The 14,772-nt window shown below is 48.0% G+C and carries 11 protein-coding genes; all 11 read right to left on the reverse strand.

Annotated features, from left to right (window positions below):
- Positions 1-67: 67 nt before the first annotated feature.
- Positions 68-4,378 (reverse strand): BclA C-terminal domain-containing protein, encoded by a 4,311-nt coding sequence (locus tag AC1DE7_RS11755; protein ID WP_477534405.1) that lies wholly within the window; start codon positions 4,376-4,378, stop codon positions 68-70.
- Positions 4,379-4,572: 194 nt separating this feature from the next.
- Entirely contained in the window at positions 4,573-5,970 is a 1,398-nt protein-coding gene (locus AC1DE7_RS11760; RefSeq protein WP_255319938.1) for an ATP-binding protein, read from the reverse strand.
- Positions 5,971-6,025: 55 nt separating this feature from the next.
- Positions 6,026-6,742 carry a response regulator transcription factor gene (locus AC1DE7_RS11765; RefSeq protein ID WP_036607918.1) on the reverse strand — a complete coding sequence of 239 codons (717 nt, stop codon included), beginning with the start codon at positions 6,740-6,742 and terminating at the stop codon, positions 6,026-6,028.
- A gap of 139 nt (positions 6,743-6,881) precedes the next feature.
- On the reverse strand, positions 6,882-8,144 hold the full coding sequence (gene ccsA / locus AC1DE7_RS11770; RefSeq protein WP_477534406.1) for a cytochrome c biogenesis protein CcsA: 1,263 nt from the start codon (positions 8,142-8,144) through the stop codon (positions 6,882-6,884).
- Entirely contained in the window at positions 8,141-9,814 is a 1,674-nt protein-coding gene (resB, locus tag AC1DE7_RS11775) for a cytochrome c biogenesis protein ResB (protein ID WP_477534407.1), read from the reverse strand. The genes ccsA and resB overlap by 4 nt, the downstream gene beginning before the upstream one ends.
- Before the next feature lie 14 nt (positions 9,815-9,828).
- Positions 9,829-10,356, reverse strand: a complete 528-nt coding sequence (locus AC1DE7_RS11780; RefSeq protein WP_017687661.1) for a redoxin family protein — start codon at positions 10,354-10,356, stop codon at positions 9,829-9,831.
- A 134-nt stretch (positions 10,357-10,490) separates the two neighbouring features.
- A complete protein-coding gene (locus tag AC1DE7_RS11785) occupies positions 10,491-11,240 on the reverse strand; it encodes a pseudouridine synthase (RefSeq protein ID WP_036607741.1) in 750 nt (249 codons plus the stop codon).
- 196 nt (positions 11,241-11,436) lie between these two features.
- Positions 11,437-12,255 (reverse strand): S1 family peptidase, encoded by an 819-nt coding sequence (locus AC1DE7_RS11790; protein ID WP_282320904.1) that lies wholly within the window; start codon positions 12,253-12,255, stop codon positions 11,437-11,439.
- A 63-nt stretch (positions 12,256-12,318) separates the two neighbouring features.
- On the reverse strand, positions 12,319-12,852 hold the full coding sequence (locus AC1DE7_RS11795; RefSeq protein WP_127550944.1) for a spore maturation protein: 534 nt from the start codon (positions 12,850-12,852) through the stop codon (positions 12,319-12,321).
- A 6-nt stretch (positions 12,853-12,858) separates the two neighbouring features.
- Positions 12,859-13,485: a nucleoside recognition domain-containing protein gene (locus AC1DE7_RS11800; protein ID WP_036607746.1), complete on the reverse strand. Its 627-nt coding sequence runs from the start codon at positions 13,483-13,485 to the stop codon at positions 12,859-12,861.
- Between the two features lie 31 nt (positions 13,486-13,516).
- Complete coding sequence (locus tag AC1DE7_RS11805; RefSeq protein WP_127550946.1) at positions 13,517-14,704, reverse strand: D-alanyl-D-alanine carboxypeptidase family protein; 1,188 nt, start codon at positions 14,702-14,704, stop codon at positions 13,517-13,519.
- Positions 14,705-14,772: the final 68 nt, after the last annotated feature.

A 14,772-nucleotide genomic window follows, 5' to 3' on the forward strand; every position in this document is an offset into this window, starting at 1 on the left:
GTGGAATTGGATATGAACTCCGCTTCTTTTGCTCACTGGGAAATAGTCTTAATACGAAATCGAACTATTAACTTAACTGAATAATGTTTAGTGTAGACCCCGGAGGAGACAGAACAGCTGCGCCAACAAGCCCGAATAATTGTAACTGTATTGTTGAACCAGCGGTAACGGTAACCATAAAGTCAGACTGCAGCTGACTGAGAGAAAGTACTGGAGATACTACACTCGCTGGAATTGGTGCACCGTTAAGTAAAACTCGAGATTGGATAGCAAGTGCAGCTGTCAGATTTATTTTGTATGAGATATAGTAACGACCTGCGTTGGTCAACGTGAAGGTGTCATTAGCCCCATTAACGGTTATACCTGTGCCAATATTTTGGTTATTTGGTAATGGAACGAGTGTACCACCCAATATTACAACAATCGTACCATTAGTGTTCTCAGCAAAAGCCGAATTAGATGTTACAGATGTTCCGGTTGCACCTGTTGCTCCGGTAACTCCTGTACTTCCGGTACTTCCGGTACTTCCGGTTACGCCGACTCCCGTTGCTCCCGTTATACCTGTGGCTCCTGTTCCCCCAGTCGCACCAGTCGCCCCGGTACTTCCGGTTACGCCGACTCCCGTTGCTCCCGTTATACCTGTGGCTCCTGTTCCCCCAGTCGCACCAGTCGCCCCGGTACTTCCCGTTACGCCAACTCCCGTTGCTCCTGTTATACCTGTGGCTCCTGTTCCTCCAGTCGCACCAGTTACTCCAGTACTTCCTGTTATGCCCACTCCCGTGGCACCAGTTGCCCCGGTAATTCCTGTTACGCCAACTCCCGTTGCTCCTGTTATACCTGTCGCTCCTGTTCCTCCAGTGATACCAGTTGCTCCAGTACTTCCTGTTATGCCCACTCCCGTTACACCTGTCGCTCCGGTTTCACCAGTCGCACCAGTAACTCCAGTACTTCCCGTTATGCCGACTCCGGTTGCCCCGGTTATACCTGTCGCTCCGGTTTCACCAGTGACACCAGTAAACCCAGTGCTTCCCGTTATGCCGACTCCTGTTGCTCCCGTTATACCTGTCGCTCCGGTTTCACCAGTGACACCAGTTGCTCCGGTGCTTCCCGTTACGCCGACTCCCGTGGCTCCTGTTACACCTGTGACTCCGGTTTCACCAGTCGCACCAGTTGCTCCGGTACTTCCCGTTACACCGACTCCCGTGGCTCCGGTTATACCTGTCGCTCCTGTTCCCCCAGTCGCACCAGTTACTCCAGTACTTCCTGTTATGCCCACTCCCGTGGCTCCAGTTACACCTGTCGCTCCTGTTCCCCCAGTCGCACCAGTTGCCCCGGTAATTCCTGTTACGCCAACTCCTGTGGCTCCTGTTATACCTGTGACTCCTGTTCCACCCGTGACACCAGTTGCTCCGGTACTTCCCGTTACGCCCACTCCCGTTGCACCGGTTATACCTGTGACTCCGGTCTCCCCCGTGACACCAGTTGCTCCGGTACTTCCGGTTATGCCGACTCCCGTTGCTCCTGTCACACCTGTTACGCTTACTCCCGTTGCGCCAGTCAATCCCGTTACGCCTGTTGCTCCTGTTTCCCCTGTAGCACCAGTACTACCTGTTACACTTACTCCTGTGGCTCCTGTGATCCCCGTCGCCCCAGTCAACCCTGCAACACCAGTCGCTCCTGTTTCACCAGTTGCCCCGGTTCCTCCAGTTACTCCTGTTGATCCTGTTACGCTTAGTCCCGTGGCTCCTGTAATTCCCGTCGCCCCGGTCAACCCTGCAACACCGGTCGCTCCTGTTTCACCAGTTACTCCGGTTGATCCCGTTACGCTTAATCCCGTGGCTCCTGTAATTCCCGTCGCCCCGGTTAACCCTGTAAGACCTGTCGCTCCTGTTTCACCAGTTGCCCCGGTTCCTCCAGTTACTCCGGTTGATCCCGTTACGCTTAATCCCGTGGCTCCTGTAATTCCCGTCGCCCCGGTCAACCCTGCAACACCGGTCGCTCCTGTTTCACCAGTTGCCCCGGTTCCTCCAGTTACTCCTGTTGATCCCGTTACGCTTAGTCCCGTCGCTCCTGTAATTCCCGTCGCCCCGGTTAACCCTGTAAGACCAGTCGTTCCTGTTTCACCAGTACTTCCCGTTACTCCAACTCCAGTTGCACCCGTCACACCTGTCGCTCCTGCTCCAGCGATCAACGTGTAATCTGGTGAAGTCCCCGGCGTTCCCGTTGGTGATGCTACATTTGCAATATACGTACTGCCATTGAACGTTACAACCTGACCCGCTGGATATGTCGGGGCTACAGCTGGATCGAATGGCACAATACCACTTAAACCTACACCTGTCGCTCCTGTTTCGCCGGATGCTCCGGTACTTCCTGTTACCCCAACACCAGTTGCACCCGTCACACCCGTTGCTCCTGCGCCCGCAAGCAATGTGTAATCCGGTGAAGTCCCCGGCGTTCCGGTTGGCGATGCCACATTTGCAATATACGTACTACCGTTAAACGTTACGACTTGACCTGTAGGATACGTCGGGGCTACGGCTGGATCAAATGGTACAATGCCACTTAAACCTACACCGGTCGCTCCCGTGACCCCTGATGCCCCTGTAACTCCGGTACTTCCCGTTACTCCAACTCCAGTTGCACCTGTCACACCCGTTGCTCCCGCGCCAGCAAGCAACGTGTAATCCGGCGATGTGCCCGGCGTTCCGGTTGGCGATGCGACATTAGTTATATACGTACTGCCGTTGAACGTTACTACTTGACCCGCTGGATACGTTGGGGCTACGGCTGGATCAAATGGTACAATGCCACTCAAACCTACGCCTGTCGCTCCTGTTTCACCAGTTGCCCCAGTTCCTCCAGTTACTCCTGTTGATCCCGTTACGCTTAATCCCGTGGCTCCTGTAATTCCCGTCGCCCCAGTCAACCCTGTAAGACCAGTCGCTCCTGTCACTCCGGTACTTCCCGTTACTCCAACACCAGTTGCACCCGTCACACCTGTTGCTCCTGCGCCAGCAAGCAACGTGTAATCTGGTGAAGTCCCCGGCGTTCCGGTTGGTGATGCCACATTCGCAATATACGTACTGCCGTTGAACGTTACAACCTGACCTGCTGGATACGTTGGGGCTACGGCTGGATCAAATGGCACTAGGCCTGTCAATCCCGCCCCGGTTGCTCCCGTTACACCTGATGCACCTGTGGCTCCTGTAGGTCCTGCACCTGCAAGCAATGTATAGTCTGGAGAACTTCCTGGCGTACCCGTTGGCGAAGCGACATTTGTAATGTAAGTACTGCCACCAAACGTGACGATCTGTCCAGCTGGATATGTTGGGGCTAATGCGGGATCGAATGGCACGATGCCACTTAATCCTGCACCTGTGGCTCCAGTTGCACCAGTCGCCCCCGCAGCAGCGATTAATGTGTAATCCGATGAAGATCCTGGTGTTCCTAGAGGACCAGCTACACTCGTAATGTAAGTACTACCGTTATACGTAATTACTTGACCTGCTGGATAACCCGGGGCGAGCGCTGGATTAAATGCCACGGCTCCTGTCAAACCAGCTCCGGTTGCTCCCGTTACTCCAGTCGTTCCTCCCGACAGCAAAAGAGTGTAGTCTGGAGAACTTCCGGGTGTACCCAAAGGACCATTTACATTGGCAACATAAAGACTACCCTCGTAGCTTACTACTTGGCCTTGAGCATAAGTTGGTCCCAATGCAGGATCAAATGCAGTAATATTGTTCAAACCCACACCTGGTGCTCCTGCCGGACCCTGTGCTCCCTGTGGACCAACTGGGCCAACCGGTCCTACTGGTCCAATTCCTCCCGGTGTTCCAGTAGCCCCTTTCACCCCAGGGACTCCAGGGACTCCTGGCACTCCCTGTGGGCCGGCTGGTCCGGTAATCCCTCCAGTTCCAAGAGTTGTCGTCGCACGGCTTAGCGATATGGAGATCGATCGAATTAATCCCACAAGTTTATCTTTTTCTGCAGGAGGTACTTCCAGAAGCAGCGTCACACTTAACAAGTCATCCAGTAAGTTTTGCAAGTTACCTGCGAGATTAATAAGAGGAACAGGAACAACCTCTGAACCTGCAATCGTTAATTCCAATACGGCTTGTAATTCTGCCTTTACTCCGGCACGAAATCCGGACTGATTTACAAAAGTAAGTAACTGGCGTAATCCATTCTGTAATGACAGTATATTGGCTGAAGTCGGCTGACTGATTGCAGCAGGAATAGCCACAGCCAAAGAACGCAGTATGGATTCAAACTGCTCCAGTTCGCTTGTGGTTATTGGAATAAACGGAGAGCCTGCTCTAAAAGATCTGCCTTCCAGGAAAGCTTTAATATTGACCCTTTTTCGATCATCGGACATGCTTAACTCAATCCTCCTCTATCTTGCCTGCTTTTCAAGCTTATGTCACATAGGAAGGAAAATTATCTTGGACACTCTTTTTAGTCAAAAAAAGACCATTCTTGTTCCACGTTGAACAAGATTAAACGGTAGTCTTCAACAAAAAAACACCCTCCATAAGAGGGTGTTTCCGCACTTTTTGTATGAAATTCAGGCTATTTCGATGAATCTAAAGGAAATTGCAAAATAAACTCTGTTCCTTCGCCAAGCACACTATTGACGGTAATCATACCTTGATGCGCATCAACAATATTTTTCACAATCGCTAAACCAAGCCCCGTACCTACACTTTCTCCCCGAACACGAGCCTTGTCTGCTTTGTAGAATCGTTCGAAAATAAATGGCAAGTCGGATGAAGGGATACCCACTCCCTGATCCTTCACAGAAACTCTGACAAATGGAGCACGAAGATAAGTGACCCGCTCGGCTGAGATCATTACATTTTTGCCAGTAGGCGTATGTCTGAACGCATTATCCAGCAAATTCGTAAATACTTGCTCAAGTCGATCCTCATCTGCCTGTTGAAGTTCAATAGTTGGCTGTTCGAACTCAAAGTGCAGTTGGATTCCCTGTTCTTTTGAACGCACCGAGAACTTCCGATATACACGTTCAAGTAGCTCTCCGAGGTCAACTTCCTTCATCACCATATCCGTGTGTCCAGCTTCCATCCGCGCAAGGTCAAGCAAGTCTTTAACCAGTCTGCCCATCCGCAAGGACTCATCATGAATGACCTGGATCAGTTCTTCGCTCTCTTCGGGTGAGGTTGCCATGCCGTCCAGAAGCGCTTCGCTGTAACCTTGCATCATGGATAATGGGGTACGTATCTCATGAGATACGTTAGCCACGAAATCACGCCGCATTTTCTCCAGACGCACTTCTTCTGTTACATCTCTCAAGACAGCCACAGCCCCTCTGACAACACTGTCAGCATACAACGGTGCCATCTGAACAGACCAGACACCTTGCTGTACGTGAACATTGGAGTTCTGGTCCCCGCCTTGCTCCATCACCATTTTGAACAAAGGAAGAAGGGGCTCAGGTACATCACGCGAAGTCTTGTCAGACTGCTCGGATTCTTGTCCTTCGTCCATTTTTGCCCAATCGAGATCATACCATGCCTGCATGATCTTCTCTCCTGGCGGATTCGTCAGAATAACTTTGCCTTCACCATCAAATGTAACCACCGCATCGGTCATGCTGCGAAGCACACTCGCCAAATGTTCCTTCTCATGGTTAAGGTTTCGAATATTATCTTCCAGTTGGGCAGCCATATGATTAAATGTGTTGGCAAGTTCACCAATCTCATCACTCGTTACCAGGGAGAGACGTGTTCCGTAGTTCCCTTTGCGAATCGCATTGGCTGCCTGAATCAATTGCTGCATGGGCTGCGTTATTTTAGTGAATAGAAACAATGCAAAAAACGTGGTTAAACTGAATCCGATAATACAGATATAGGTGAACAACCGCTTAATATCTCTGGATTCGGATTCTGCAAAGTTCGTATCAATGTAGGGCAGCAAAAAAAGACCCAGCGCTATAAGTACACAACCCACAAGGCAGATAATAGTGATCCATAACTTCCCGACCAGTGATCTCCAGAAACTAAAACTACTTCGGTACTTCCAGTTTATAACCCACACCCCACACCGTCGTAATCATGGCCGCCGATTCAGGCGATACCTTGTTAAGTTTCTCGCGAAGACGCTTCACGTGCGTATCCACGGTACGAAGATCGCCAAAGAATTCGTAATTCCATACATCTTTGAGCAATTCTTCTCTGGAGAAAACTTTGTCGGGAGATGTTGCCAGGTAGTGCAGCAATTCATATTCTTTTGGTGTAAGACTAATCTCTTCGCCACCAGCGGTTACCCGGTGGGCATCATGCTCAATAACCAGATGCGGGAACACGATGTTGTTACTCGAATTGCTCTCCTTGGAGAGATAAGCTGTCGCGGAAGCTCGACGCAAAATCGCTTTGACGCGATAAATCACTTCACGCGGGCTGAATGGTTTTACAACGTAATCATCAGCGCCAACTTCGAAGCCTTGAACCCGGTTAATCTCTTCACCTTTTGCAGTGAGCATCAAAACCGGCGTTGATTTCACCTGACGAAGACGGGTACACACTTCAACTCCATCCATACCCGGCAACATCACATCAAGCAAAATCAGCCCGTAGTCCCCTGCTGTTGCTTTACGCAGTGCAGTTTCCCCATCCTCAGCTTCATCGATTTCATAACCTTCTTTTTCAAGATACATTTTCAAAAGCCTGCGGATTCTCTCTTCGTCATCCACGACCAGTATTCGATTCTCATGTTCAGCCATGCCTCTCCAGCCCCTTTGCAATAACTCCTCATCACTTCTATTATGTTCGATCTGGCGAACAATATTTGAATACCCTTCAATAAAAAGGTACATTTGTGTTTCCCGCTTCTAAACTCAACCTTTGCAATACGAGACTGTCCTAGTCGGCCCCAGCATAAGAATGTAATCCGGCAATGATCAGATTCACCCCAACTAGCGTAAACATGACGACCAGGAAGCCAAGAACTGCAAGCCATGCAGACTTCTGACCTTGCCAACCTCTGGATAAACGCAAATGCAGATACACACTATAATATAGCCATGTAATCAATGCCCACACCTCTTTGGGGTCCCAACCCMAAAAACGACTCCAGGCAATCTGAGCCCAGATCATGGCAAAAATTAATGCTCCCAGCGTAAATATCGGAAAACCAATGGCAATCGCGCGATAACTTATCTCATCCAGATCATCGGCATCGATTCCATCCATCATTGGCTGTAACGCTTGTCCAAGTGGTCTGCGCACAAGAAGTCGTACAATTCCATACAGGATCAGACCTACAATAAGTGACCAAACCACCGTATTCAGCTTGCGCCCGGCATTTACCCCGTTCATCCAGGAAGGCGTCTCAAGTAAAGGTTTTTTCATGCCAAGAAACGGTGTCATGCTCTCCACTTCGCTATTATATGGTGCAAAAATCGGAGGCATGCGATAAATCACTTTCTCTATTGTACTATTTTCCTGTACCTCTGTGTCAATGCTGACCGTTTTCTGTACAAAAACCGCCTCGTAACCAGCTGTACGAAAGGCAAATACCGTTCCAATAAATCCGATGACTACAACAATCGTAACCAGGGTGAATTCAACCCATCCTCGTTGACGTCTTGAAGATTTGTCTTTACCACTGAAATCAACAGTACGGAGCAAATACATGAACCCTGCGGCAAAACCCACGGCGAAGAATGCTTCACCAAGCGCGGCCAACGTCACGTGAATTTTCAGCCAGATGGACTGAAGTGCAGGGATTAATGGTTGTACCTCCTGAGGAAATACAGCGGCGTACGCCATAATAATAATGGTAAGTGGTAACGCAAACAAACCCAGTAATGACTTGCGGTATATGGCATATACAACAATAAATGCAACCATAATCATCATGGACAGAAAAGACATGAACTCATACATGTTACTAACCGGGATATGACCTGCCCCAGCCCATCGGGTTACAAAAAATACGATATGTGCCGCCAAGGCGACAGTCGAAGCGATAAAAGCTCTTTTACCCCAACGATTCATATGGTCCAGAGGATCACGATTACTCCATTTTTTGCCCATGACCGCGACAGCATATAACAAGAATGCAGCACAATAGAGAAAGAAAGATACGATAAATGCGTCGCTGCTGAAATCCAATAAACTCATGCCTGATTCCCCCCGTTATCCAACGACTTCTCTTCCACTTCCAGATTCATCTGTTTCAAGACGGCCGCAACTTCACGCCTGAAGCCAAACCAGTTTTTGTTGGTATGTCCACCCAATGTGAGCTGTTTATCATCAAAACGAATCCAGATGCGGCGATGATGCCAATAAAAACCCATGACCAGACCCAACATAACAATACCGGCTCCTACCCACACAAAAGGCATTGCCTTGTCCACTCTTATATTGAGATAACTTACGGACTGAATAATATCGACCTTGTCCATGCTGTCTACTTCCAGCTGTAAAGGAATCTCAGCTCCAATCAGCTGTTGGTTAATTGCATCCTGTTGAAACCGTTGTTTATCAATCTGCTTCGCAAAGTACAGATATTGTATCCCCTCTTCGGGCAGATCCGGTCCCTTGATGAGAAAGAGAAAAGCAGGTGCATTAGGTGAAGGTGATTTTGATTTGGGCTGACCATTCTCATCCAATCCAAAGTCCATAAACTTTTCTTTTACCGTGAGCTTATAAGGACCAGCTTCAAATGTTCTTTGGGTATCTACCATATCGATCTTAATTGGCCCATATACTTCACCCGTCTCTGTATTGACCAGATCAGGCGTTACGGAACGAATGGTCGGTGTTAGATCATAATCAAACTGATATGCTTTCAGACCGTTATAATTCAATGGATGATTCACGCGTACATCATGTCTGGCCACCTCAGCTAACTGAGGTTTCTTCGAGAGATCCGAACAATCTGCTGTACATTCATACAAAACAACTTTTGTTTCGAACAGTTTTGGAACGGTCTTATTCAGGTTACGGAATTGCTCGGGTACTTCGTCCTCACTGTAGAATTCAACATTAAACTGTTCATTTTGCAGATACATCGATGTATTCGGGATCTTTTTGATCTCACCTTCAGGAAAAGCGACGTGCTCGTCCAAATTCAGACCTGGAAGACCTCGTGCGAGCACCGCCAGCAAAAATATAATGAGTCCAATATGGATGACATATGGGCCCCATCGACTGAATCGTTGTTTCTCGGCGAGTAATGCATCCCCCAGGGTGTGCACGCGGTATCCTTTCTTTTTCAACGGCGTAACCGCTTTCTTAATCCAGTCTTCTGGTGCCTCTTCGATGGTACCTTGGTACACCAGACGCTGTCTTGTCAAAAATTGCGTATGCTTACGTATTCTCTGTTTATTGAGTGCTTTGTAGAGCGGTAGGACGCGATCCAGACTGCATATCACCAATGATGCCCCAATCAGCACCAGCAGTAGAATAAACCACCAGGATTCGTATGTATGGGATAAACCCAACAGATAATAGATATGACCCAACTGACCGTATGTTTCTTTGTAGTACACGGAGGGATCGATATTCAGAAATGTACTTTCTTGCGGATAGATCGTGCCAAGCATAGAACCTACAAGCGTAAAAACAATCATATAGACGGCAATTTTAACGGAAGAAAAAAAGTTCCATATGCGGTCAATGATATTAGGATTACTACGCTGTGAACGGCGCGCCATGCCATCATAACGCATTTCCAGCACTTCATCCGATTTAGCTTCAGACTCCAGCAACGGTTTCCCACATGCTTCACATAGTACAGTGCCTACCGGATTCTGGTGTCCGCACTCACATTTGGTATTTTGGAACACGAATAGACCTCCTGTCAGGGCTGCTTCGCCAGTTGCGAAATTTGAGCGTCAAGTGTGTCCAAATCAAGTTGCCCGATATGAATGGTAGAGATTTTGCCCGTGTCGGATACAAAGAATGTTGTTGGCATCGGAGAGATCCCGAAATCACGAACCGAGTTTTTCTCCCTGTCAAGCATGATTGGAAACGTAACCCCAACCTGCCGTACAAAATTATCCACGGTCATCTGGTCTTCTCCAACATTAATTCCGACAAATTGTACTCCCTGGTCCTTCCATTTGTCAGCTTGCGCCTGAAGTGCAGGCATTTCTTTAACACAAGGTTCACACCAGGTGCCCCAGAAATTGATCACCATCGCTTTTCCTTTGTACTCATCAGACGTATGAACTTGACCATCCAGGCCCAGCAGTTCAAAAGAAGGAGACTTGTCCCCTTCCTTTGGCTTGCCATTCGAGCCGGATACCGATGTGGTAATCGCATATCCGCCCAACACCAGGATCAATAACAAAATGACGATTTGCACCGTTCTTCTTGATTTCCCCATGTGCTGCTCCCCTTTTAAGTGACTGTAGCATTCGCATCTTATTGGTATAAGACAACTGTGAACATCCTATGAACAATTATAGCGAATTTCGTCACAAAACTGCGGCGGTTTTATGAAAATTATGTGTCCTCACATTACCTTTTTTTCATTTTTTTGGCTGGCTCTGATTGTGCGAGGGTAATCAGGTTGTTGACTTCCTCTTTGGTCAGATGACGTGTCAGACCACGTTTCAGGTTTTGTAGCAAAATACCACCAAACGAAATCCGTTTCAGGCGGGTTACTGGATGGTTGATTGCCTCGAACATACGTCTAACCTGACGGTTACGTCCTTCATAGATCGTAATGGAAATGACCGACTCATTAGCCGCTGTATCCACATCTTTGTACTCTACCTCTGCAGGAGCAGTCATGCCGTCATCCAGCATAATGCCTGTCTTTAATTTCTCCAAAGCTGTACCATGTGGCACACCTTTAACCGTTGCATGATACGTTTTGGGTACGTGATGCTTCGGATGCGTTAGCAAATGTGCAAACTCACCATCATTGGTAAGGATCAATAAGCCCTCTGTGTCATAATCCAGACGACCCACAGGATATACGCGTTCCTTGACACCTTTCAGGTAGTCGGATACAATTTTCCGACCTTCCGGGTCAGATGCACTTGTGATTACGCCTTTTGGCTTGTTTAACATCAAGTACACTTTTTTCTCACTGCGGATCGGTTTTCCATTAACCGTAATCATATCCTCTTCGGGGTTCGCTTTTGTACCCAGTTCGGTTACGACCTCCCCGTTAACTTCTACTTTGCCGGACAGGATTAGTTCCTCGCTCTTGCGGCGGGATGCAATGCCTGCCTGTGCGATAATTTTTTGTAATCTTTCCATGTTTGTCATGTCACCTCACACTAATGATACCCATCACGCAAGGAAATCACAAGGATAATCCAAGGATTTTGTAAACTGGCGACACGAATATGCATTTTAGACTACCTTCCCCTGGAGATCGCCGCAAAAAAAAGCCTACCTTTACACGACCTGTTGAACACAGATGGTGTAAAGATAAGCCTTTTCCTCAAATCATTTAATTGGAAACTTTGCCGGCAACTGCAACCTGTTTTTTGGCAGGTTTGGTACTCTCTTTAATGAAAGTCTGCAATGTTTTGGAAGTAATATAATAGGTACGTCCACCGTATACAAATGTCATCATACCAATGACCCGGTTGTTCTGATCCAGAACAGGGCCACCTGAATTACCTTGTGCCATGGATTTCACAATACTGCCGATTCCCTTTTTACCTGGAACGTCCAAAGCTTGGGAACTAAACACTCTGCTTTTGGCTATCGTATTGAAGGTTGAAGGAAAATCTTCATCCAGGATGACAAGATCACCAGCAGGATTTTTGGGGAATCCAATCGTATAAACAACCTGGTTATCCCTTGCATTTGCAAACGTGACCGGTTGGGCGTCTATTTCCTTGTCCAGCTTCAGCAGTGCCATATCTGTCACCGGGTCTGTCTTAATAATTTTTGCCTTTACAGGCTTACCCAAGGAACCCGGACTTGCAACAGTCAGTGTACCTTCATCACCATCAGACAGTTCAGCAAAACTCTGAACGACATGATAATTCGTGAGCACTTCATCCTTTGAGATCAATATTGAGGTACCAACATCATAATATACCATATCGGGTTCATCCTGCTTGACCAAACGTACATTCACGACTGGAAAAGAATCCGCTGTGACTGCCATTTGTGCACGCAGCTGTTTGTCGAAGTAACCTGTAAAATGTATCGTCTGAACGGCTTGAGCTGCCGCCAGCCCCGTTGACCCTGCGAGCATTGCAATAGCAAGCACGCCTGACATTCCGACACGGAGCATTCGTTTCCAACTCTTCTGCATGTCTCACTCTCCTCCGCTATTATTCTAGCATATCTAATATATCGGAAGGAAAGGAGATATCTTTTAACCAAAAACGAGCAAACAAATGGCGAGGGCAGCAATAAAACCAATGACATCGGAAAACAACCCTACTTTGAGTGCATATCGACCGTTACGTATGCCTACAGCCCCAAAATAAACAGTCAGCACATATAACGTGGTGTCTGTACTCCCCTGAATCGTAGATGCCATACGTCCAATCATGGAGTCAGGGCCATGGGTTTTGATCAGATCGGTTGTAAACGCCAGAGAGCCTGTACCCGTTAAAGGACGCAGTATTCCGAGTGGTAACACTTCGCCCGGAACACCCATCCAGGACACCAGCGGAGCAAACAGACTAATCACAAAATCCAGTGCACCCGAGGCACGAAATACGCTGATTGCGACCATCATGCCCACGAGATGTGGAATAATACTGATTGCAGTGGAGAAACCATCCTTGGCCCCATCAACAAAGGATTCGTAAACCGGGACCTTTTTGGTAAACGCATATAATGGAACAAACGCGATAATAACCGGGATGGCCCAGACGGAAATCCAGTTGATGAAGGTTAACAAAGGTGCTCATCCTTTCATGCCGGGATTGCCACTTTTCTGTATGCGCGGCGGTTTGTGTAAAGCCCTGTTTCGATACCAGCGATCGGCGATTATAGCAGCAAGTGTAGCGATAATGGTAGCCATCAATGTTGTTCCCACAATCTCTGTTGCATTGGCGGAATGATAGTTTAAGCGGATGGCGATCAGCGTTGTCGGAATAATGGTAATGCTAGCCGTATTCAGAGCCAGTAAGGTGCACATCGCAGGAGAAGCGGTTTGTTTGTCTGGATTAAGCTCCTGTAGCTGTTGCATGGCTTTGATTCCCATCGGTGTAGCCGCATTTCCTAGTCCCAGCAAATTGGCACTCATATTGGAGAGAATATAACCCATCGCCGGATGATTTTTGGGCACATCGGGAAACAGGAAGCCCACAACCGGACCGAGCAGCTTGGCAATCCGAGCCAGGAGACCCGCATCTTCAGCCATTTTCATCATGCCCATCCAGAACACAAGCACACTAATCAGTCCAAAACAGACCGTGACTCCCGTTGCCGCCCCATCAAAAGCGGCTTGCGTGACCACTTCGATATTGCCGTTGACGGCTGCAAAAACAAATCCGATTAAAATCATGAGCAGCCAAATTAGATTAATCATGGATTATATCCTCCCTTCAATGGCGATTTAGCTAAGGAGACAACAGGTGGCTTAACACGGCACGCCATGCAGTTGCCCAGGAAGAGACATCACCGATTCCACCCAGCGTTGCATCTTCTGTCTTCGGTTCAGGAGGAATATAACTGCCTTTACGATACACGGGAATTGAGCCCACAAGTTTGCCGTCAAGTTGCATATCAATGCGACCTGCCAATCCAAACGAAGGATCTGTCGATTGTTCCTTGCCTTCCGTTTCCGACTGTCCTCTATTTTCGTGTAGTATCAACTTCTTGGTCAATGAGCCTTCTTCACTTTTAGCCAGTGGGTACCAGAATCCCCGGCCCGTAACGACATCTGTATTTTGCACAGGCTGTTCTTGCTTGGCGACCTCTACTAACGGGAAGTACTCAAAACCGAAATCTAACATCCGAGCATGATCGTTCCAATCGTTTCCGTCATTCAGCGTTACTGCGGCGAGCTGCTGTCCGTTACGTGTAGCGGAACTGACCAAACATCTGAAAGCTTTTTTTGTGTAGCCGGTTTTCACTCCATCCGCACCTTCATACATCCGCAACATTTTATTTTTATTGTGCCAAGAGTATTCCCAGCTTTCATTGGGGTTCGGTGCGGATTTGTCCTCCGTGGCTACGATGCGTTTGAACACCGGATTGTGCAATGCATATGCCGTTAATCGTGCCAAGTCGTTAGCTGTTGAATAGTGACCTTCTGCATCCAGTCCATGAGGGTTCATAAAATGAGAATGCGTCAGACCGATTTGCTCCGCCTTTTTGTTCATTAACAGGACAAAGCCTTCTTCCGAACCACCGACATGTTCTGCGATCGCAGAGGCCGCGTCATTGCCTGAACGGAGCATGAGCCCGTACAACATGTTTTCAAGCGTCATCTCTTCACCTAACTTGAGATAGAGAGAAGATCCTTCTTTGGCAAAAGCCGAGGGAGACACTTTCACTTTATCATCCAGCTTGCTGTGTTCGATTGCTACGATCGCCGTCATGATTTTGGTCAGGCTGGCGATGCGCAGTTCCTTATCCCCATCTTTGCTGTATAAGATCCGGCCTGATGTGACATCAATGAGAGCAGCGCTTTGCGCATGTGTAGACGGACCTTGAATCGTTGCCTGGGCTTGAGTAGTCCCTAATGAAGACAACAAGAAGACAGGGATAAGCATGCATGCAATGACTTTCGTTATTTTTCGCATCAATTCATTCCTCCGGGTCACTTGGAATCTTGTACTATCTTATGTTCGGACAACTTGGAGTATGTCCC

It is taken from the genome of Paenibacillus sp. 10L310 (assembly GCF_056395745.1).

Excerpts from the sequence above, each read along its gene's own strand:
- AC1DE7_RS11755 (WP_477534405.1), bottom strand. The coding sequence starts at position 4,378 with ATGTCCGATGATCGAAAAAGGGTCAATATTAAAGCTTTCCTGGAAGGC.
- AC1DE7_RS11765 (WP_036607918.1), bottom strand. The coding sequence starts at position 6,742 with ATGGCTGAACATGAGAATCGAATACTGGTCGTGGATGACGAAGAGAGA.
- AC1DE7_RS11780 (WP_017687661.1), bottom strand. The coding sequence starts at position 10,356 with ATGGGGAAATCAAGAAGAACGGTGCAAATCGTCATTTTGTTATTGATC.
- AC1DE7_RS11785 (WP_036607741.1), bottom strand. The coding sequence starts at position 11,240 with ATGGAAAGATTACAAAAAATTATCGCACAGGCAGGCATTGCATCCCGC.
- AC1DE7_RS11790 (WP_282320904.1), bottom strand. The coding sequence starts at position 12,255 with ATGCAGAAGAGTTGGAAACGAATGCTCCGTGTCGGAATGTCAGGCGTG.
- AC1DE7_RS11800 (WP_036607746.1), bottom strand. The coding sequence starts at position 13,485 with ATGATTAATCTAATTTGGCTGCTCATGATTTTAATCGGATTTGTTTTT.
- AC1DE7_RS11805 (WP_127550946.1), bottom strand. The coding sequence starts at position 14,704 with ATGCGAAAAATAACGAAAGTCATTGCATGCATGCTTATCCCTGTCTTC.